16 protein-coding genes are annotated in these 19,716 nt (G+C 75.1%); 12 read left to right on the forward strand and 4 right to left on the reverse strand.

Annotation, left to right across the window (positions count from 1 at the left end; genetic code table 11):
• Positions 1-4 precede the first annotated feature (4 nt).
• The 7 genes from ABT015_RS10535 to ABT015_RS10565 all read left to right on the forward strand — a co-directional run bounded on the left by ABT015_RS10535 (position 5) and on the right by ABT015_RS10565 (position 9,726).
• Positions 5-2,362 carry a hypothetical protein gene (locus ABT015_RS10535; protein ID WP_350878331.1) on the forward strand — a complete coding sequence of 786 codons (2,358 nt, stop codon included), beginning with the start codon at positions 5-7 and terminating at the stop codon, positions 2,360-2,362.
• A 123-nt stretch (positions 2,363-2,485) separates the two neighbouring features.
• Positions 2,486-3,139: a DedA family protein gene (locus ABT015_RS10540; protein WP_350878332.1), complete on the forward strand. Its 654-nt coding sequence runs from the start codon at positions 2,486-2,488 to the stop codon at positions 3,137-3,139.
• Positions 3,140-3,348: 209 nt separating this feature from the next.
• Complete coding sequence (locus ABT015_RS10545) at positions 3,349-5,133, forward strand: threonine/serine exporter family protein (RefSeq protein WP_350878333.1); 1,785 nt, start codon at positions 3,349-3,351, stop codon at positions 5,131-5,133.
• A gap of 78 nt (positions 5,134-5,211) precedes the next feature.
• Positions 5,212-6,285 (forward strand): hypothetical protein, encoded by a 1,074-nt coding sequence (locus ABT015_RS10550; RefSeq protein WP_350878334.1) that lies wholly within the window; start codon positions 5,212-5,214, stop codon positions 6,283-6,285.
• A gap of 238 nt (positions 6,286-6,523) precedes the next feature.
• Entirely contained in the window at positions 6,524-7,795 is a 1,272-nt protein-coding gene (locus tag ABT015_RS10555; protein ID WP_350878335.1) for a C40 family peptidase, read from the forward strand.
• Between the two features lie 88 nt (positions 7,796-7,883).
• Positions 7,884-8,405, forward strand: a complete 522-nt coding sequence (locus ABT015_RS10560; protein WP_350878336.1) for a GNAT family N-acetyltransferase — start codon at positions 7,884-7,886, stop codon at positions 8,403-8,405.
• Between the two features lie 40 nt (positions 8,406-8,445).
• Positions 8,446-9,726 (forward strand): GNAT family N-acetyltransferase, encoded by a 1,281-nt coding sequence (locus ABT015_RS10565; protein ID WP_350878337.1) that lies wholly within the window; start codon positions 8,446-8,448, stop codon positions 9,724-9,726.
• A gap of 84 nt (positions 9,727-9,810) precedes the next feature.
• Here ABT015_RS10565 and ABT015_RS10570 read toward each other — a convergent pair whose 3' ends face one another.
• Positions 9,811-10,665 carry a TetR/AcrR family transcriptional regulator gene (locus ABT015_RS10570; RefSeq protein ID WP_350878338.1) on the reverse strand — a complete coding sequence of 285 codons (855 nt, stop codon included), beginning with the start codon at positions 10,663-10,665 and terminating at the stop codon, positions 9,811-9,813.
• 194 nt (positions 10,666-10,859) lie between these two features.
• On the opposite strand from ABT015_RS10570, the gene ABT015_RS10575 reads away from it, so the two are divergent.
• The gene (locus tag ABT015_RS10575) at positions 10,860-11,417 is read left to right on the forward strand and encodes a GNAT family N-acetyltransferase (RefSeq protein ID WP_350878339.1); all 558 of its coding nucleotides are present in this window, start codon (positions 10,860-10,862) and stop codon (positions 11,415-11,417) included.
• On the opposite strand, the gene ABT015_RS10580 is transcribed toward ABT015_RS10575, so the two are convergent.
• Both ABT015_RS10580 and ABT015_RS10585 read right to left on the reverse strand, forming a co-directional pair.
• Positions 11,402-11,881 (reverse strand): macro domain-containing protein, encoded by a 480-nt coding sequence (locus tag ABT015_RS10580; RefSeq protein WP_350878340.1) that lies wholly within the window; start codon positions 11,879-11,881, stop codon positions 11,402-11,404. The two genes, ABT015_RS10575 and ABT015_RS10580, sit on opposite strands and share 16 nt — an antisense overlap.
• 10 nt (positions 11,882-11,891) lie before the next feature.
• Positions 11,892-13,172 (reverse strand): MFS transporter, encoded by a 1,281-nt coding sequence (locus tag ABT015_RS10585; protein ID WP_350878342.1) that lies wholly within the window; start codon positions 13,170-13,172, stop codon positions 11,892-11,894.
• Positions 13,173-13,284: 112 nt separating this feature from the next.
• Between ABT015_RS10585 and ABT015_RS10590 the strand changes: the two genes are divergently transcribed.
• On the forward strand, positions 13,285-14,247 hold the full coding sequence (locus tag ABT015_RS10590; protein WP_350878343.1) for a LysR family transcriptional regulator: 963 nt from the start codon (positions 13,285-13,287) through the stop codon (positions 14,245-14,247).
• A 201-nt stretch (positions 14,248-14,448) separates the two neighbouring features.
• Here ABT015_RS10590 and ABT015_RS10595 read toward each other — a convergent pair whose 3' ends face one another.
• Positions 14,449-15,057: a YceI family protein gene (locus ABT015_RS10595; protein WP_350878344.1), complete on the reverse strand. Its 609-nt coding sequence runs from the start codon at positions 15,055-15,057 to the stop codon at positions 14,449-14,451.
• Between the two features lie 182 nt (positions 15,058-15,239).
• Between ABT015_RS10595 and ABT015_RS10600 the strand changes: the two genes are divergently transcribed.
• The 3 genes from ABT015_RS10600 (at position 15,240) to ABT015_RS10610 (ending at position 19,697) form a co-directional block, all read left to right on the forward strand.
• A complete protein-coding gene (locus ABT015_RS10600; RefSeq protein WP_350878345.1) occupies positions 15,240-18,467 on the forward strand; it encodes an SNF2-related protein in 3,228 nt (1,075 codons plus the stop codon).
• The gene (locus tag ABT015_RS10605; RefSeq protein ID WP_350878346.1) at positions 18,464-18,760 is read left to right on the forward strand and encodes a hypothetical protein; all 297 of its coding nucleotides are present in this window, start codon (positions 18,464-18,466) and stop codon (positions 18,758-18,760) included. The genes ABT015_RS10600 and ABT015_RS10605 overlap by 4 nt, the downstream gene beginning before the upstream one ends.
• Before the next feature lie 97 nt (positions 18,761-18,857).
• Positions 18,858-19,697: an RNA polymerase sigma-70 factor gene (locus tag ABT015_RS10610; RefSeq protein WP_402448758.1), complete on the forward strand. Its 840-nt coding sequence runs from the start codon at positions 18,858-18,860 to the stop codon at positions 19,695-19,697.
• Positions 19,698-19,716: the final 19 nt, after the last annotated feature.

Below are 19,716 nucleotides of genomic sequence, written 5' to 3' on the forward strand. Positions count from 1 at the left end.
CCACATGAGTACCGACATCTGGGCCTGGGTCCACGACGCCCACCGCCAGCTGGCCGAGGCCGGCCACCGGCGGCTGGCCGACGCCATCTACGAGCTGCCCGGCCACGCCAACGAGGGCCGCAACGACCAGGTGGACGCCGTCTACCCGGAGGCGCTGGCCGCCTCCCGGGCGCTCGGCCTGCCCTGGGTCGAGGTCTACCTGCGGCACTGGCGGATGCAGAACCTCCTGAACAAGCGCCACCAGGGCGAGCAGGCCCTGCCCGAGGCGGTCGACCTGCTGGAGTTCGCGCACCGCGAGGAGACGGCGGGCTGCCCGCAGTCCGTCTGCGTGGTGCAGGACTTCGCGATCTGCCACGCCCGGGTCGACGGCCCCGGCTACGTGCCGGAGCGGCTGGCGGTGCTCGGCGAGACGCTGGAGCGGATCGAGCCCGGCCGCGCCTGCTTCGACTGCCTCTCCCGCGAGTACTCCGACGCGCTGGAGGACGACGGCCGCCACACCGAGGCGCTCTCCCACCTGGACACCGCCGCCACCCGGATCCAGGCGGCCGGCGAGCGGCTCTCGCTGCACTTCCACCACGCCCGGGCCGGCACCCTGCACCGGCTCGGCCGGCACCAGGAGGTGCTCGCGCTGCTCGACACCGCCGAGCAGGCCGAGCGCTCCCGCGGCCACGAGATCGACGAGAGCGACCGGCTCTGGGGCGGCCTGCTGCGGGCCCGCGCCCTGGCCTCGCTCGGCCGGACGGAGGAGGCGCTGGCGCTGCTGCCCGACCGGGAGGCCGCCGAGCGCCACGCCGACCTGCGGGACGGCTGGACGCACACGGTCGAGCTGCTGGTCGCGGCCGGCGCCTGGGAGAACGACGCCGAGCTGGGCGCCGCCGTGGCCGGCTGGGTCGGCTACCTGGACGGCACCGGCTCGCACCGCCCGTGCGTGGACCTGCTGCTGGCGGCGGGTCGGCTCGCCCTCGCCCGCGGCGCCCGGACGGTGGCGCTGACCCTCGCCTCGACGGGGGAGCGCAAGCTCGCCCAGCTGCGCCGCACCGACGGCGTGGCCGCGGAGGTCGCCGCGCTGCGGGCGGCCGCCGAGGCGCTTCCGGAGCCCGAGCTGCCCGTCCCGCCCGGCGAGCTGACGGCGCACCTGGCCGAGGTCGGAGTGCCCTACGAGACCGGCGCCGACCTGCTCTCCGTCGCCCTGGGCCGGTACCGGGGTGAGCAGGCCGGCGCCACCGAACTGGCCGTCAACCTGGCCGCGGTGCTCGGCGGCCTCGGCCACGCCCGGGCCGCCGCCGACCTGCTCTGGCACCGGCTCGACACCGCCCCGGCCGACGAGGTGCTGATCGGCATGCTCGGCTCCGCCCTGATCGACGCGGGGGACGGCGAGGGCATCCGCCGCCTCGCCGACCGGCTGGCCGACGACAGCCCGGAGGACGGGCACTGGATACGCGCCCGCTGGGCCGCCGCCGAGGGCCGCTGGGCCGAGGTGCTGGAGCAGTGCGAGGCGATCCTGTCCCTGGACGCCGGCCGGATCAACACCCGCCGGCTGGCCGCCGGCGCCGCCACCGAGCTGGGCGACCACGCCACCGCGCAGCGGCTGTACCAGGAGCTCCTGGAGCACGCGCTGCCCGCCGAGGCCGCCCCGGAGGAGGAGCGCCACCGCACCGTCCAGGAGTCCGACCTCTGGCACCTGATCACGGCGGCCACCGCCAACCGGGACTGGGCCGCGGTCCGTTCCACGGGCGCGCTCCTCGGCATCGAGTTCGACGAGCCCGAGGGGCCGGTGGACGAGGAGTGGCAGCTGGTCACCGTCCGGGCCACCCGCACCAACGGCGCCACCGCCGACCTGCCCGCCGTCCGCACCGGTCCGGCCACCGCCCGGATCCTGCCGGTGCTCGGCGAGGACCTGACGCTCAACCACGGCGACGTGGTGGTCTTCGCCCCGGCGCTGCTGGAGCCGCCGCCGGCCGAGGACGCCCCCGAGGAGGAGCGGCACGGCTGGCGCCCGGTGTTCGAGCTGCTCACCCTGCTCGACCCGGCGGGCTACACCACGTACTGGATCGACGGCGGCTGGCCCGGCGACGAGCCGTGGGCGGCGCTGCGCGAGAGCCTCCAGCAGGCCGGCTACGCGGTCTGGGCGTACAGCGGGGAGCAGTACCGCATCACCGACCCGGCCGACGAGGACGGCACGCTGCCCGGCGTCTACGCCGCCTTCGGGGTGCCGCCCACGGCCTCCGCCGCCGAGGCCGACGCGCTGCTGCACCGGCTCACCGGCGACTGGCCGCACCCGCTCGCCTGGCTCGACCTGGCCAAGGCGGCGGGCGCGGACGCCGCCCGGCACGAGGAGATCATCGAGCGCTACGGCCTCTGAGCCGCTCCCGCCCCGCTCCGGCTCCGGCCCGGGGCGGGGCGGGAACCATCCTGGGATCTGTCGAGTCTTGGTAAATGCTTTACCATTCCATTGCCAAGACTCGACCCCCAGGAGTGTCCGCCCGTGACCAGCCTCGCCCTCGGCCCGTCCTGGCTCGATCCGACCAACCTGATCTCCGCCTTCGGCCTGATCGGCATCCTGGCCATCGTCTTCGCCGAGTCCGGCCTGCTGATCGGTTTCTTCCTGCCGGGGGACTCGCTGCTGTTCACCACCGGCCTGCTGGTGGCCGGCGGCACCTACCTGCACCAGCCGCTCTGGCTGGTCTGCGCGCTGATCGTGGCCGCCGCGGTGGCGGGGGACCAGGTCGGCTACCTGTTCGGCCGCAAGGTCGGGCCGAGCCTGTTCCGCCGCGCCGACTCCCGGCTCTTCAAGCAGGAGAACGTGGAGAAGGCCGCCGCCTTCTTCGACCGGCACGGTCCCAAGGCGATCGTGCTGGCCCGCTTCGTGCCGATCGTGCGCACCTTCACCCCGATCGTCGCCGGGGTGAGCAGGATGAACTACCGCACCTTCGTGGTCTTCAACCTCGTCGGCGGCGTGCTGTGGGGCGCCGGCGTCACCGTGCTCGGCTACTTCCTGGGCCAGATCCCGTTCGTCCGGGAGAACATCGAGGCGATCCTGGTCGGCATCGTGCTGGTCTCGGTGGTCCCGGTGGCGGTCGAACTGCTGCGGGCCCGCCGTTCCGGCGCGGCGTCCGCCGACCGCCACCGCGCCGGGTAGGCGTCCGCGGCCCCCTCCGGGGTACGCCGCGTACATGTGCGTCCGGCAGTTCGATCAGGCAAGGTGTAACCCGAGATCGAACGGTGGCCGACGGCCACCAGGGGCGGCAAGGAGCGGAAGTGCCTAAGCGGGGCCGACCGGGCGCAGGCAAGCGGGCGAGGGGAGGCCGGGCGGTCCGTCAGACCCGGCGGACGCCGCCGGTGCGGCCGGTGGACCCCGCCGAGGCGCCGCCCACCGAGGGCCTGCTGGGCCATCCGGCCCCGACCGTCGAGCCCGCCACCGTCGTCCCCTTCGTCCCGCCGATCACGGAGACCAGGGGCCTGCTGTCCCCGGAGCCGGAGCCGGAAAGGGCGCCGTCCCCCGAGCCCGGGGCGCCCGCCGGGTCCGGGCCGCACCCCGCGCTCGGGCCGCACCCCGCGCCCGGGCAGGCACCCGGCCCGGAGGACGCGCGCCCCACCCGCCGCCGATCGGTCGCCGAGGACACCCTCACCCCCGAGGAGTGGCGGGCCGCCGGCTACACCCCGCCGATGGGCATCCCGGTCGTCCCGGAGCTGACCGCCGGCGCCCCTGGCGAGGCGCCCTGGCCGGACCGGATGCGCACCCTGCTGCGCATGCCGATGTCCGAGCGCCCCGCCTTCGAGCGGACCGCCCGCGAGCTGCACCCCTCCGCGGGCGCGACCCGCAACGTCCCCCGCATCCTCGACCTGACGCTGCGCATCGGCGAGCTGCTGCTCGCCAGCGGCGAGGCCGCCGAGGACGTCGAGGCGGCGATGCTCGGCATCGCGCACGCCTACCGGCTGGACCGCTGCGAGCCGCAGGTGACCTTCACCCTGATCGGCATCTCGCACCAGCCCTCGCTGGTCGAGCCGCCGATCACCGCCGACCGGGTGGTGCGCCGCCGCACCTCCGACTACACCCGGCTGAACGCGGTCTACGAGCTGGTCGCGGACATCACCGCGGAGAAGGTCACGGTCAACGACGCCTACCGCCGGCTCGCCCTGATCCGCCGCAACCGGCACCCGTACCCGGGCTGGATGCTCGCGCTGACCACCGGTCTGCTGGCCGGCGCGGCCACCTTCCTGGTCGGCGGGCGGATCGACGACAAGGCCTGGCTGGTGTTCGCCAGCGCCTTCGTCGCGGCCGTCCTCGGCGACCGGCTGGCCTCCACGCTGGCCCGGCGCCGGCTGCCGGAGTTCTACCAGTTCGTGGCGGCCGCGATGCCGGCCGCCGCCTCCGGGATCATCCTGTCCTTCAACGACTGGGGCCTGCGCGGCTCGGTGGTGATCACCGGTGGCCTGTTCGCGCTGCTGCCCGGCCGGGCGCTGGTCGCCGCCGTCCAGGACGGCCTGACCGGCTTCTACATCACCGCCGCGGCCCGCCTGCTGGAGGTGATCTACCTGGTCGCGGGCATCGTGATCGGCGTGATGCTGATCCTCTACCTGGGGGTCGGCTTCGAGGCGAAGCTGCGGCCGGACGAGAGCCTGGCGGGCGTCACCTACCCGCCGGTCCAGATGATCGCCGCGATGCTGCTGACCCTGGCCTTCGCCACGCTGCTGCAGACCGACCGCCGCTCGCTCGCGCTGGTCACCCTGAACAGCGGCATCGGCTGGGCCAGCTACGGCGTGCTGGCGTACAACGCGGGCATCTCCCCGATCGTGGCGACGGGGGTGGCGGCCGGCCTGGTCGGCCTGTTCGGCCAGCTGATGGCGCGCTACCGCAACGGCTCCGCGCTGCCGTACGTGACCGCCGCGATCGGTCCGCTGATGCCCGGTTCGGCGCTCTACCTGGGGATGCTGTCCTTCGCCCAGGGCCACGCCAGTGCGGGCCTGGTGTCCGTCTCCCGGGCGGCGGCGATCGCGATGGCGCTGGCGATCGGGGTGAACCTCGGTGGTGAGATCGCCCGGATGTTCATGAAGCTGCCGGTCGGCGGCGAGCGCCCGTCGCTGTACCCGGTCGTGCCGCGCCGGGCGGCCAAACGCACCCGCGGGTTCTGACCGCGCGTTGGACCGGTGTTGGGCTCCGGGCCATGTCACGGCAGGCCGCACGCAGGACCAGGAACGAAGGTAAGACGCATGACCACACTGCTGGACGGCTACCGCGAGCACATCGTCGCCGCGCACAAACAGCCGTTGTTCCTGCTGCTGGTCGGCTTCATCACCTCCTTCGTGTGCATCCGGTTCAGCGTCCGGATGATCCGCGCCGAGGTGCGGTGGTGGTTCGGCAACGTCACCCCGGGCGGCCTGCACATCCATCACATGGTGTTCGGCCTGGGCTTCCTGCTGGTCGGCGGCGTCGGGGTGTTCGCCACGTACGGCGGGCACCCGTGGATCGACTGGTTCGGGCTGGTCTTCGGCATCGGCTGCGGCCTGGTGCTGGACGAGTTCGCGCTGATCCTGCACCTGGACGACGTGTACTGGAGCGAGCAGGGCCGCAAGTCGGTGGACGCGGTGATCTTCGGGATCCTGTTCACCGCCCTGCTGCTGGTCGGGTACGTGCCGCTCGGCGTGGTGCCCAGCCAGGAGACCAGGTGGGGCCTGATCACGGTGATCTCGGTGAACGCCCTGGCCTCGGTGATCACCCTGATCAAGGGCAAGATGTGGACCGGCCTGCTCGGCATCATGGTCCCCGGCCTGTCCTGGATCGGGGCGATCCGGCTGGCCCGCCCGAGCAGCCCGTGGGCCCGCTGGCGGTACGCCACGCGCCCGCGTCGCCGGGCGCGTGCGCTCCGGCGTGAGCGCCTGCTGCACCGGCGTGCGGACCGGGCCCGCACCTGGCTTTTCGACCTGATCGCCGGTGCCCCCGACAAGGTGCCGGCGAACCACCCCGCCGCCCACCGGGTGGCCGAGCGGATGTCGGCCCGGGCCACCGCCCACCTCGACGCGCACGCGGCCCGGGCGCTGGCCCGGCGTCAGGCGCGGCTGGCGGACCGCCGCTCGGCGGCCGCCGCCGGGGCCGCCCCGGTGGCAGTGGGCGGGGCGTACGGCGCGGGCGGCAGCGTCGCGGGCCCGTCCCTCGGGGCGCAGCAGCGCCGTCGCGCGATCCGGGCGGGGCGCAATCGGACGTACGCGGTTCGTCCGACCGGGGTGGAGCACCGTTCCGGGCGACACCCCCACCTGCGGCCGCACACCCGCCGGATCCACCGGTAGTTCGCATACCCTGTGCACCTGGCTGAAGGTGACTGGCGGTCAGATCATCTGATGGTCACCCGCCCGGCGGAGTGCGTTCGAGGTGTGAAAAGCGCCGGAGTTGAGAACATGATCGCCGAGTGACCGTTCTGTCATGTGATGGGATGATTCGTCGGACCTGCTCCGCCCGGCCGCCCCGCCCGAGCGCCGCGGACAGTCCGCCGCCGTCCCCTCCGGACCCGTGAGAAGGGGATGTCTCGTGGCGCGCAGGCTCCTGCCGACCCTCCTGTTGTCCCTCACCGCCCTGCTCGGGCTGCTCCCCGCAGCCCAGGCCGCCCCGGCGGACCCCGAACCGGCCGCCGGCCCCGCCCGGACGGAGGACCCGTACCCCACCACCGGGGAGATCGACCGGGCCCGCGCCGAGGCCGACCGCACCGCCGCCTCCGTCACCGCCATCGAAGCCGGCCTCGCCGCCGCCCGGACCGAACTCGACCGGGCCGGCCGCAGCGCCGAACAGGCCGTCGAGGCCTACAACGGCGCCCAGCTCGCCCTCGTCCGGGCCCGAGCCGACGAGACCGCCGCCGCCCGGAGCGCCACCGCCGCCGAGGCCGACCGCACCGCGGCCGCCGAGGACGCCGCCCAGCTCGCCGCCGAAACGTACCGCCAGGGCGCGGGCGCCGCACTCTCCGCCCTCAACGCCCTGCTCGGCGCCCACGGCCCGCGCGAAGCCGGCGACCGCGCCGCCGTGATCGGCGTCGCCAGCGAGCGCACCCGGCAGATCCTCGACGCCGCCACCTCCACCGCCGCCGCCGCGACCCGCGCCTCCGCCGCCGCCCGCGCCGCCACCGAGACCGCCGAGAAGGCCGCCGCCGAGGTCGGTGCCGCCAGGGCCAGGGCCGAGGCCCGGCTCGCGGCCCAGCAGGAGGCGGTCACCGCCGCCGACCGCCGCCGCGAACAACTGCTCACCGACCTGGCCGCCGCCCGGCACACCACCGTCGACCTGGAACGCCGGCGCAGCGAGGCACTGGAGGCGATCGCCGTCCGCGAGGCTGAGGCCGCCGCCCGCGCCGCCGCCGAGAAGGCCGCCGCCGAAGCGGCCGCCGCGGCCGAGGCCGCCGCCGAGGCCACCCCGGCCGCACCCCCCGCCGCCGGCCGCCCGTGGTCCGCCGAGGGCGCCGCCGCCGCCATCGCCTTCGCCCGCTCCAAGATCGGCCTGCCCTACATCTGGGGCGGCGAAGGCCCGGCCGGCTACGACTGCTCCGGGCTCACCATGATGGCCTGGCGTGAGGGCGGCAAACAGCTCAACCACTTCGCCGCCGACCAGTACGCCGAGAGCACTCCGATCAGCTACCGCCAGCTGCGCCCCGGCGACCTCGTGTTCTGGACGGACACCGGCCGCGCCGTCGACATCCACCACGTCGGCCTCTACATCGGCGACGACCAGATGATCGAGGCCCCCCGCGTCGGCAGGCCGGTCAAACAGGCCAGCCTCTGGATCATGGGCACCCCCGACTTCTACGCCCGCCCCTAGGGCCCGGCCCTGTGCGCGCGCCCGCTCGCGCCGGGTTGTCGGCGGCGGCCGCTAGCGTGGCCGCGTCGATCACTCGGGAGGAGACGCGATGAGGCTGCGGGACGTCGAGGCGGGGGACGTCGGGGCGTACGTCCGGATGCGGTGCGACGCGGTGATGATGGCCGAGCTGGGCGGGCCGCTGCCGGAGGAGCGGGTGCGGGAGCGGCTGCGCAAGGACGTCGTGGAGGTCGCCGAGGACCGTTCGTGGATCAAGGTGATCGTCCCGGACGGCGCCGGGCCGGAGGTGGCGGCCGGCTCCGTCACGCTCTGGTCGCACGAGGAGGACGGCGCCGCCGTGGCCGAGATCGGCTGGATGGTGCTGCCCGAGTTCCAGGGGCGCGGCCTCGCCAAGGCGGCCGTCCGGGAGCTGCTGGACGCGGCCGCCCGGGACGGCCGGTGGGGCCCGGTGCACGCCTTCCCGGCGACGGCCAACGGCCCGTCCAACGGGATCTGCCGGGCGCTCGGCTTCCGGCTGCTCGGCGAGCTGGACGTCGACTTCGCCGACCGCGTCCTGCACTGCAACCACTGGGTGGTGGTGCCCGGGGAGCACCTCGCATCGGGCACGAAATAAATGGGATGCCGCCCGAGAGCGACGCCCGTACGGTGGCCCGATGGGCAACACAACCGATGACGGGGCCGTCGACATCGTGAACGGCCTCCAGATCCGCGCGATCGCCGAGAGCGAGGTGGCCGCGTGGGACCGGGCGCTCGCTCTGGGCTTCCTGCGCTCGCACGCGGAGAGCACGGCCGACTTCTGCCGCCTGCTGTGGGAGCCGGGCCGGATGCTGGCCGGCTTCGACGGCGACCGCTGCATCGCCACCTTCCGCAGCTTCGACGTCGAGCTGACCGTCCCGGGCGGGGCCACCGTCCGGGCCGACGCCGTCACCGGCGTGACGGTCAGCGCCACCCACCGCCGCCGCGGCCTGCTCGGCACGTTGATGCGCCGCGACCTCGCGGCCGCCGCCGAGCGGGGTTCGGCGGTCGCCATCCTGATCGCCGCCGAGTACAACATCTACGGCCGCTACGGCTTCGGCCCGGCCACCCGCGGCCACGGCTGGAACATCGACCTGCACCGCACCCGCGGCCTGCGCGACGGCCTGCCCACCGTGCCCGGCGGGCGGATCGACTTCGTGACCATGGCGCAGGCCCGCGAGCTGGGCCCCGACCTGCACGAGCGCTGGCGGCGCACCCAGCCGGGCGCGATCGCCCGCGACGAGCTGTGGTGGAAGCGGAACACCGGCGAACTCAAGGTGCCGGGGAAGGAGTTCAAGGAGCCGTTCGCGGCCGTCCACCGGGACGCCGACGGTACGGTCACCGGCCTGGTGGCCTACCGGGTCGACGACACCTGGGACGGCAGCTACCCGAACTGCACCCTGACCGTGGCCGACTTCCTCGCCCTCGACCGGGCGACCGCCGCCGAGCTGTGGCGCTTCGTCCTCTCCGTCGACTGGGTGCGCAAGGTCGTCGCGGAGAACATCGGCCCGGACGACCCGCTGCCGCTGCTGCTCCAGGACCCGCGCGCCGCCACCCCGTACGTGGACAACGCCGACTTCACCTGGCTACGCGTGCTGGACGTGGCGGCCGCGTTCGACGCCCGGACGTACGGCGCGCCCGGCCGGGTCGTCCTGGAGGTCGAGGACCGGCTCGGCTACGCCTCCGGTCGCTGGGCGATCGAGGTCGCCGCGGACGGCACCGGCCGCTGCACCCGGACCACGGACGACGCCGACCTCGCCCTGGACGCCTCCGAGCTGGCATCGCTCTACCTGGGCGGCGAGACAGCGCCCCGGCTGCTCGCGGCCGGCCTGCTCACCGAACTGCGCCCCGGCGCGGCGGCCGCCGCCGACCTGCTGCTGCGCACGCCGCTGCAGCCCTGGAACCCGGACGGCTTCTGAGCGGCCGTCACGCCGGGGGCCGGACCGCACCACTGCGGTCCGGCCCCCGGCGCGTCCGAGCTTTCCTCGGGAGAGCTACTCGGGCTACTTGACGGCGGTCTTCCCGATGGTGGGCAGGATGAAGTCCTGAATGAGGCCCTTGGCATCGCGGACGATCGGTCGGAATACCCGATAACGCGAGAGGTTGATCACCCGGGCCGCCATGGGGGTGGACCGGCGGACGAATTCCCGCGTCCGTTCGGTGTCCTCGGTCCGGTCGAAGACCCAGTAGAGCACCACGACCATCAGGTGCAGCCAGAGCACGTCGGGCAGCAGCTCGCCCAGCTCGGCGTCCAGCTTGGGTGCCAGCTCCGAGCCCTGCAACACGTCGCGGAACAGTTCCACGGCGGTCGCTCGCGCCGGGTGGGACTCGTTGGAGAACGGGCTCAACGAGCTGGTGGGGTCGGCGGCCGTGCGGAAGAACTGCGCGGCGAACTCGTGGTACGGCGCGGCCGTGTCGAGCCAGGAGGTCAGCGCGATTTCCAGGCGCTCGGCGAAATTGCGCGTATTGGCCATGCGATTCCTGGCATCCGCCGCATGGTCGTACGTCATCCGGTCGTAGAACCCCTGAATCAGGAATTCCTTCGCCGAAAAGTAGTAGTAAGCATTGCCGACCGAGACGCCCGCCTCGGTGGCGATCGCGCGCATGGTGGTCTTCTCGTAGCCGCGCTCCTGGAAGAGCCGCATCGCGGTCTCCAGGATCAGTGCCCGGGTCTGCTCGCTCTTGTCGGTCTTCGGCTGCGCCCGGCCGCCGGGCATGGGCCCGCTGTCGGTTCCGGGCCCGCTGTCGGTGCCGGGTGCGGTCGCGGGGTCGGCCGCAGGTTCGGTCGGGGCGTCGGCCGGGGTCGCGGCCGCACCGCTCGTGCCGTCCGTTCGGTTCGTCGCTGCCAGGTCGTCCACGAGCACGAGCCTAACCGGAGACGAAGCTCCGACCCGTGTCGGTGGACGCGGCACCGGGCATCCCCTCCGCGCTCGGTGCCACATCCACCACCCCCACCATTTCGAACGCGTTCAAAATGATGTGAGCACTGTAGAGGCTTCGCTTGAACATGTTCAACTCCAATCTGTGGGAGGCTCGTCACATGATCAGTCCCGTGCAGACCACCATCCGGCGCGGCGCAGCGCAGGACGCCGCGGCCGTCGCCGACCTGCACGCCCACAGCTGGAGCACCGCCTACCGCGGGATCGTCCCCGCGGACGCACTCGGCGACGGGCTGCCCGTCCAGCGGCGCGAGCTGTGGGAGCTGCGGCTGACCGTCGACTACGGCGATCCGGCCGCCGAGCCCGAACTGCTGATCGCCGAACAGGTCGGGGAGACGGTCGGGTTCATCTACCTCGTCCCGCAGCCGGACGGCCGGGTACTGGTCGACAACCTGCACGTCCGCCCCGGGCGGACCGGTGGCGGCATCGGCCGCGCGCTGTTCGCCGCAGCCCGCGCCCACGTCGCCGAACGGCACCCCGGGGCCGAGCTGTACCTGGAGGTGCTGCGCGACAACCTCCGCGCGATCGCCTTCTACGAGCGCGAGGGCGGCGTGCGGACGCGGGTGCAGGAGGGCGTGTTCCCGGGCGGGTACGTGCTGCCCGAGTGCGTGTACAGCTGGCCCGCCCAGAGCCTCGCGGCGCGGGCGGTGCCGGCTCAGCCGACGTCGTAGACCGTCACCGGCACCCCCCGCTCCACCAGCCGCGCGGACACCAGGGGTTCGACCCGCTCCCAGCGCCCGCCGGCCAGCCCGCAGCCGATCCGCGGCATGTGGGCGGAGGCGCCGAGCTCCCGCGCGTGGTCGCCCAGCGCGGCCAGCGCGGTGTCGATCGCCTCGTACCGGACCGGTACCCCGGTGGAGCGCCCCGTCCGGATGCCGCGCTGGCCGACCAGGTTGGCCACCCAGACGTACGGCTCGACCTGCACCAGCTGTACGGCGCCGAGCCCGAAGTCGTTCCCCGCCCGCTCCCGGTGCCAGCGCCGGAACGCGGCCTCGGGCTCGGGCCAGCGTCTGGACAGCGCGAGCACGAAGCCCTTGCCCCAGCCGCCGAGGTCGTTGCAGACGTGCGCGATCACCTTCACGCCCTTGCCCTGCGGCGCGGTGGCATCGCCTCGGACATAGGTGATTTCCGCCATGCCCCGAACGCTAGACCGAGGTACTGACAGTTCGCTCGGCGTTATCCGCGGGGGCCCCGGCGGAGGGTGCCGTCCCGACCCCGTCGGCGCGCAGGTGCCGCCGCCCGGCCAGGGCGATCAGCAGGGCGAGCGCGGCGGCGCAGGCCGGCAGCGCGTAGCCGGTGCCGGGGGCGGCGTGCTCGGCGACCGCGCCGGCGAGCGCCGCGCCGCCCGAGATGCCGACCACGATGCCGGACACCGCGACTGCCATCCCCTCGTTGAACTGCCGCCCCGGCAGCAGTTCCTGGACCAGCGTCATCCCGGTCACCATGGTCGGCGCGGTGGCCGTGCCGGCCGCGAACAGCGCGACCCCGAGCAGGCCGAGCTCGGCCCCGCCCAGTCCGGCGGCGAGCGGCAGCAGTAGTACCCCGGCCATCGCCGCGGCCCCGGACAGGAAGCGCACCCCGGTCGACCGACGTGGCGTCAGCAGCCCGAACAGCAGCCCGGCCAGGCAGGATCCGCCCGCGACCAGGGCCAGCAGCGCGCCCGCCGCCGCCTTGTGCCCGAGCGCGTCGGCGTACGCCACGGTGGTGATCTCGGTCGAGCCGAAGACGACGCCGGTGGCGAGGAAGGCGAGCAGCAGCACCCGCAGCCCGGGCACCCGCAGTGGCGAGCCGTGGCGGTCGCCCTCCGAGCGGGCGGGCAACGGCGGTTCGGTGCGCCGCTGAGCCGCGAACAGCAGGGCGCCGGTGGTGCCGAGCGCCCCGGCGGCGAGCAGCCCGGCCTCCGGGGCGACCGCCGTGCAGAGCGTCATGGCGAGGACGGGCCCTGCCATGAAGCAGAGTTCGTCCAGGGACTGTTCGAGGGAGTTGGCCAGGTGCCGGGCGGCCGGGTCGGCCCGGTACAGGTGTGCCCAGCGGGCCCGGGCCATGCCGCCGAGGTTGGGCGCGGCGGCGCCGGCCGCCCAGCAGGCGTAGAGCGTCCAGTCGGGTGCGCCGAGCCGGAGGCAGAGCAGCAGGGCGACGAGCGGGGCGGCGTTGTAGAGCGCGGCCGGTACGGTCACCCGCGCCTGCCCGTACCGGTCCACCAGCCGCCCGAGCAGCGGCATCCCGATCGCGCCGGTGACCAGCCCGGCCGCCGAGACGGTGCCGGCCAGCGCGTAGGAGCCGCGCCGTTCGGCGAGCAGCACGACCAGCGAGACGCCGTTCATCGACAGCGCGAGCCGGCCGAGCAGCCCGGCGAGGGTGAAGGCGGCGGTGCCGGGGGCCGCGAACAGCCGCCGGTAGGAGGTGAGGAGGGCGCGCGAGGGCATCGGGCTCCAGAGGAGAGTGAGGGGGACGCCCAGCAGCCTCCCGTCGGTGCCCGGTGGCGGTCCAACACCTGTTCCGTCGCATTCACAGCAGGCTGTTGTTAATCTGCCGCCCATGCCCCGCGACCTGCACCCCCGTCTGCTCCGCGGCTTCGTCGCGACCGCCGAGAGCCTGCACTTCGGCCGGGCCGCCGGGCGGCTGCACATCGCCCAGCAGGCGCTCAGCCGGGACATCCGGACTCTGGAGGGACTGCTCGGCGACGCGCTGTTCACCCGTACCACCCGCAGCGTCGAACTCACCCCGGCCGGGCAGCGGTTGCTGCCCCGGGCGCGCCGGCTCCTCGCCCTGCACGACGAGATCCTGACGGGCGCCGCGGCCCGGCCGCTGCTGCTGGACCTCAACAGTGACGTCACCGGCCCGGACCTCACCGCCGACCGGGTGCTCGAACGCGCCCGCGCCGCCTGGCCGGAGGGCGAACTGCTGGCCCGCTTCCACGGCGGCCTCGCCGCGGCCGCCGCCGAACTGCTGGCCCACCGGCTGGACGTGTCCTTCGGCCGGTTCGCCGGACTGCCCGCCCCGCTGCGCGACCAACTCGCCCAGCGGCCGGTCCGGTTGGAGCGGATCTCGGTGATGATGGCGGACACCCACCCGCTGGCCGGCCGTCCGGTGCTGCGGGTCGCCGAGCTGACCGGGCACCCCGTCGACGTCTGCGCCGGGAACCCGGCCACCACCGAGTGGGCCGATCTCGGCGTCCGCCTGCTGCGCGAGCACGGCCTGACGCCGGCCGCGCCGTACGTGCCGCCGGTGGGCGTGGACGAGACGGCCCGCTACCTGGCCCGGCACGGCGATCCGATGCTGACCACCGTCGGCGGGCCGAGGATTCCGGGGGCGGTGAACGTGCCGCTGGTGGAGCCGGTGCCGCTGAGCCTGGTCAGCCTGGTGCACCGGCCCGGCGAGCGCCATCCGGGGCTGGCCGCCCTGGGCGCCGCGGCCGCCGGGCTCGGTGCGGCCGAGGGCTGGCTGCGGCGGCCGGCGGGCAGCTGGCTTCCGGCGGCGGACGCGGCGCTGCTCGGGTGACCGGGCCAGGTGCCGGGGCCGGGCGAGGGCCGGGTGCCGGGGCCGCCGGAAACCGTGGGGCCGCCGGAAACCGTGGGGCCGCCGGAAACCGTGGGGACGCGACACCGCCCCTGCCGTCGGGGGGCCGGCAGGGGCGGTGGGTGGGCGGACCGGGCCGCGTGGCGGGTCCGGTGGCCCGGGTGGCAGTCGTGGACGGCCGGGTCAGGCCGCCTTGACGGCGGAGATGTCGAAGCTCAGCTTGACCTTCTCGCTGATCAGCACGCCGCCGGTCTCCAGGGCCGCGTTGTAGGTCAGGCCGAACTCGGTGCGGTCGAGGACGGCGCTGCCCTCGAAGCCGACCCGCTCGGCGCCGTAGGCGTCGGTGGCGCTGCCGGTGTACTCCAGGTCCAGGACCACCGGGCGGGTGGTGTCCTTGATGGTCAGCTCGCCGCTCATCCGGTACGTGTCGCCGCGCAGCCGCTCGGCCGAGGTGCTGCGGAAGCGGATCTCCGGGTAGGTGTCGGCGGCGAAGAAGTCGCCGGTGCGCAGGTGCTCGTCGCGCTGGGCCTGGTTGGTGTCGATGCTGGCGACCTTGATCACCAGGTCGGCGGAGGAGTTGCCCGGGGCGTTGCCGTCCAGGTGCAGCTTGCCGTCGTACTCGGTGAAGCGGCCCTTGACGTTCGTCACCATGGCGTGGCGTACCGAGAAGGCGACCTCGCTGTGCGTGGTGTCGATGGTCCAGTCGCCGGTCAGGTGGGCGAGGTCCGGGCCGGTCGGGGTCTCGGCGACGGCGGTGGGGGTGGCGGTCTTGGTGCGGTTGAACAGGCCCATGGCTCCTCCTCGGGTCCGAAGCCATTTGTTTAGGCTTCAACTTGTTGGCTTCAGCGTAGGCCGCTTTCGTTCAAATTTCAACCACAGCCCTCGGCGTTTCGCGAAAGACTTGGCGGAGCGGCACTGTCGGACCGCCCGGTTAGGCTGCGAAGGACGGTTCCGCCGACCGGAAGGCCTCCCGCATGTTCGTCCTGCACGCGCTCTGGCGGGCGGGCGGACGGCTGGCCCTGTGGGCCGAGGACGCCCGCGCCCATCCGGGCACCGCCGCGCCCCGCCCCGGCCGGGCGGCCCCGCGCGCCCACCCCTACGCCTGCCCGGCCGGCGAACTCGCCGCCGTCCTCGGCGGCATCGGGCCCGGCCTCGGCTGGCTCGCCGGCCAGGCCCCCGAGCGCTGGGCCACCCTGCTGCTGCCCACCACCGGCGCCCTGCCCGCGCCCTCGCCCGACCTGCCGGTCACCCCGGTCCGGGGCGCGGCGGTCCTGGCGCCCTGGCGCGTCCCCGCGCTGCTCTTCGACACCGGGGCGGCCGCCCAACTGCTCGGCGAGGTCTTCGACCCGCACTGGGCCGTCACCAGCACCGATCTGCCCGGCACCGGGCGCGTCGAGGTCGTCCAGGGCCCCTCGCTGCGCTGGCTGACCGGCGTGCACGACCTCGCCTGGCGAACGGTCGGCCGGGGCCGGGTGCTGCCGCTGCCCGTCCTGGCGGACGCCCGCCCGCAGGCCCGCTGGCGGCCCGACCCCACCCCGGCGGGCCGCCGGGAGGCCGCCGCACTGGCGGACGGCTGCCCGCCCGTCCTGCTGGGGGAGTGGCCGGGCGGCGGCGCCGACACCGGCGAGGCCCTGCTGGACGCCGCGCTGGGCGCGCTGGTGGACGCCGAGGCCCGGGCCGCCCTGGCCGGCACGCCCCCGTTGGGCCCGGGCGGCGCCCGAACCGGCGACGCCCGAACCGGTGGCGCGCCGGCCGACACCACGCCGGCCGACACCGCGCCGGCCCCCACCACGACGGCCGCCGCGGTGGGGGCCGCCGCCGAACGCTGGCTGCACGCCCTGACCACCCCGGACGGCGGCCTCACGGACGTCCGGTCCGAGGGCTTCGCCGAACTGCGCCGCCGACTCGCCGCCTGGTACGCCGCCGCCGAGCCCACCGCGCCCGCGCTCCGGCTCTGCTTCCGCCTGCTGGAGCCGCTCGGGCCCGACCCGGACGATCCCGAGGGCCGCCCCTCCGACGACGCCTGGCAGCTGGAGTTCCTGCTCCAGGCCGTCGACGAGCCCTCCCTGCTGGTCCGCGCCGCCGACCTGTACGAAGGCGGCGCCGCCCACGCCGCGCTGGCCCGCAAGGCGCCGGACCCGGCCGACGTCCTGGTTACCGAGCTCGCCCGCGCCGCCCACCGCTGGCCGGCCCTGGACGGTCTGCGGCACCGCTCCCGCCCGGCCGCCCTGCCGCTCGACCGGGCCGGCGCGCTGGACTTCCTGCGTACCGCCGCGCCCGCCCTCGCCGAGGGCGGCTTCGGTGTGCTGCTGCCCGCCTGGTGGCGCCGCCGGCCCCGGCTCGGGCTCGCCCTGCGGGCCACCACCCCGCCCGCGCCGGGTTCGCTCGCCGTCGCCTCCCAGGTGGACCGGGACGCCGTGGTCGCCTTCCGCTGGCAGGCCGCGCTCGGCCCGGAGGGGGCGCCGCTCACCGAGCAGGAACTGGCCGAACTCGCCGCCGCCAAACAGGGGTTGGTCCGGGTCCGCGGCACCTGGCTGGAGGCCGACCCGGAGCAGATCGCCGCCGCGCTCGCCTTCCTCGCCGACCGGCGCGACGGCGTACTGGCCACCGCCGACCTGCTGCGGCTGGCCCTCGACCCGGAGGCGACCGTCGCCGGGCTGCCCGTCACCGCCGTCCGCGCGGACGGCCCGCTCGGCGACCTGCTCGCCGGGCGCGCCGCCCCGGCCCCCGCCCCCGCGCTGCCGCCCGACTTCCGGGCCACCCTGCGCCCCTACCAGGAGCGCGGCCTGGCCTGGCTGCGGGCGATGGCCGGGCTCGGCCTCGGGGCCGTGCTGGCCGACGACATGGGCCTCGGCAAGACCGTCCAGACGCTCGCCCTGCTGGCCGCCGAGCAGGCCGAGGGGGCGGCCGGCCCCACTCTGCTGGTCTGCCCGATGTCCCTGGTCGGCAACTGGCAGCGCGAAGCCGAGCGCTTCGCCCCCGCGCTGCGGCGCCACGTCCACCACGGCTCCGGCCGCCTCGGCGCCGACCGACTCGCCGAGGCCGTCAAGGGTGTGGACCTCGTCATCACCACCTACGGGCTGGTCCAGCGCGACCTCGCCGCGCTGCGGGCGATCCGCTGGCGCCGGGTGGTCGCCGACGAGGCGCAGTACGTCAAGAACGCCGGCACCGCCCAGTCCCGGGCCGTCCGCGCGCTGCCCGTCACCCGCCACCGGATCGCCCTGACCGGCACCCCGGTGGAGAACCGGCTCGCCGAACTGCACGCCGTCCTGGACTTCGCCAACCCCGGGCTGCTCGGCCCGGCCGAGCGCTTCAAGGAGCGCTACGCGATCCCGGTCGAACTGCACCGCAGCCCCGAGCGCACCGCCGAACTCCAGCGCCGTACCGCCCCGTTCGTGCTGCGCCGGCTCAAGTCCGACCCGGCGGTTGCCGCCGAGCTGCCGGCCAAGCAGGAGATGACCGTCTGGTGCAGCCTCACCGCCGAGCAGGCGGGCCTCTACCAGGCCGTGGTGGCCGACCTGCTGCAGCGGGTCGAGGGGATCCGGGGCGTGGAGCGGCGCGGTACCGTGCTGGCCGCGATCGGCAAGCTCAAGCAGGTGTGCAACCACCCGGCCCAACTCCTGCACGACGGCTCGGCGTTGGGTGAGCGATCGGGCAAGGTGGCCCGGCTGGCGGAGCTGCTGGAGGAGGCACTGGCCGAGGGCGACCGGACGCTGGTCTTCACCCAGTACGCCGAGTTCGGCACGATGCTGCGCCCGTACCTGGCCCGCCGGCTCGGCGAGGAGGTGCTCTACCTGCACGGCGGCGTCCCCCGGGCCCGCCGCGAGGAGATGGTCGAGCGCTTCCAGTCCCCGGACGGGCCGCGGGTGTTCCTGCTCTCGCTGCGGGCCGGCGGCACCGGTCTCAACCTGACCGCCGCCAATCAGGTGATCCACCTGGACCGCTGGTGGAACCCGGCGGTCGAGGAGCAGGCCACGGACCGCGCGTTCCGGATCGGCCAGCGCCGGGACGTCCAGGTCCGCCGGCTGGTCTGCGTCGGCACCGTCGAGGAGCGGATCGACGAACTCCTCGCCGCCAAGCGCTCGTTGGCCGCGGCGGTGGTGGGGGAGGGGGAGCGCTGGCTCACCGATCTGCCGGTCGAGGCGCTGCGTGAACTGGTCGCGCTCACCCGTGAGGACGCCGTCGCCGAGGAGGACGCATGACACCCGACCACTCCGTCCCCGTCCCACCCGGGAACGCCCCCGCCGTGGACGCCGAACCCGGGAACACCCCTGCCGGGAACACCCCTGCCGGGAACACCCGCGCCGGGAACGCCCGCGCCGTGAACGTCGCCGCCTACTGGGGCGGCGGCTTCACCCTGCGCCCGGCCCTGCCCGGGCCCGAGGAGGAGCCCGACGAGCCCTCGCTGCGCCGTCTCGGCCGCTCCGGCGTCACCGTGCGCGGCCGCGACCTCGCCACCCTGCTCGCCCCCGCGTACGAGGCGTTCCGCGGCTGACGAGGCCTCGGCCCGCCGCCGCCCGTGCGGTAGCGTCGGAGCGGTGACCGACACCCTCACCGACCCCGCCCTCGACGACTTCGAGCGGCACCGCCGGATGATCTTCGGTATCGCCTACCGGATGCTCGGCAGCGTCGCCGACGCCGAGGACCTCGTCCAGGACACCTGGCTGCGCTGGAGCGGGGTCACCGGCCCGGTCGCCAACCCGGGCGGCTACCTGGCCCGGACGGTCACCAACCTCGCGCTCAACCGGCTCGACTCGGCCGCCGTCCGCCGCGAGGCCTACGTCGGCCCCTGGCTGCCCGAGCCGCTGGTCGCCGAGCCGGACGCGACCGCCGACGTCGAGCGCGCCGAGACGGTCTCGTTCGCCCTGCTGGTGGTGCTGGAGAGCCTGTCCCCGCTGGAGCGGGCCGTCTTCGTCCTCAACGAGGCCTTCGGCTTCTCCTACCGGGAGATCGCCGAGGCGCTGGAGCGCACCGAGGCCGCCTGCCGACAGGTCGGCAGCCGGGCCAAGGCGCACGTCCGGGCCCGCCGGCCGCGCTACGACGCCCCGCCGGAGCTGCGCCGCCGCGCCACCGACGAGTTCCTCGCGGCCTGCGTCGGCGGCGACCTCAACCGGATGCTGGACCTGCTCGCCCCCGACGTCACCTCCTGGACCGACGGCGGCGGCGTGGTCCGCGCCGCGCTGCGCCCGGTCACCGGCGCCGACAACGTCGCCCGCTTCCTGCTCGGGGTGCTCGGCCAGTTGGGCGAGGGCGCCGAGCTCCGGCCGGTCCTGGTCAACGGCCAGCCGGGGCTGCTGGTCACCCAGGACGGCGCGATCGACGCCGTCTCGGTGTTCGACTTCGTCGAGGGGGCCGACGGCCGGCCCCGGATCGCCGAGCTGCGCATCGTCCGCAACCCGTCGAAGCTCGCTCACCTCGCCGGCCGGGCTTGACCCTCGACCTGGTCGAGCC

The organism is Kitasatospora sp. NPDC094016, assembly GCF_040304045.1.
In the GTDB taxonomy this organism is placed as follows: Bacteria; Actinomycetota; Actinomycetes; order Streptomycetales; family Streptomycetaceae; genus Kitasatospora.

Bases quoted from the DNA above. Each gene is read 5' to 3' on its own strand.
- ABT015_RS10535 (WP_350878331.1), top strand. From the start codon at position 5: ATGAGTACCGACATCTGGGCCTGGGTCCACGACGCCCACCGCCAGCTG.
- ABT015_RS10550 (WP_350878334.1), top strand. From the start codon at position 5,212: ATGACCACACTGCTGGACGGCTACCGCGAGCACATCGTCGCCGCGCAC.
- ABT015_RS10560 (WP_350878336.1), top strand. From the start codon at position 7,884: ATGAGGCTGCGGGACGTCGAGGCGGGGGACGTCGGGGCGTACGTCCGG.
- ABT015_RS10565 (WP_350878337.1), top strand. From the start codon at position 8,446: ATGGGCAACACAACCGATGACGGGGCCGTCGACATCGTGAACGGCCTC.
- ABT015_RS10580 (WP_350878340.1), bottom strand. From the start codon at position 11,881: ATGGCGGAAATCACCTATGTCCGAGGCGATGCCACCGCGCCGCAGGGC.
- ABT015_RS10585 (WP_350878342.1), bottom strand. From the start codon at position 13,172: ATGCCCTCGCGCGCCCTCCTCACCTCCTACCGGCGGCTGTTCGCGGCC.
- ABT015_RS10590 (WP_350878343.1), top strand. From the start codon at position 13,285: ATGCCCCGCGACCTGCACCCCCGTCTGCTCCGCGGCTTCGTCGCGACC.
- ABT015_RS10595 (WP_350878344.1), bottom strand. From the start codon at position 15,057: ATGGGCCTGTTCAACCGCACCAAGACCGCCACCCCCACCGCCGTCGCC.
- ABT015_RS10600 (WP_350878345.1), top strand. From the start codon at position 15,240: ATGTTCGTCCTGCACGCGCTCTGGCGGGCGGGCGGACGGCTGGCCCTG.
- ABT015_RS10605 (WP_350878346.1), top strand. From the start codon at position 18,464: ATGACACCCGACCACTCCGTCCCCGTCCCACCCGGGAACGCCCCCGCC.
- ABT015_RS10610 (WP_402448758.1), top strand. From the start codon at position 18,858: ATGATCTTCGGTATCGCCTACCGGATGCTCGGCAGCGTCGCCGACGCC.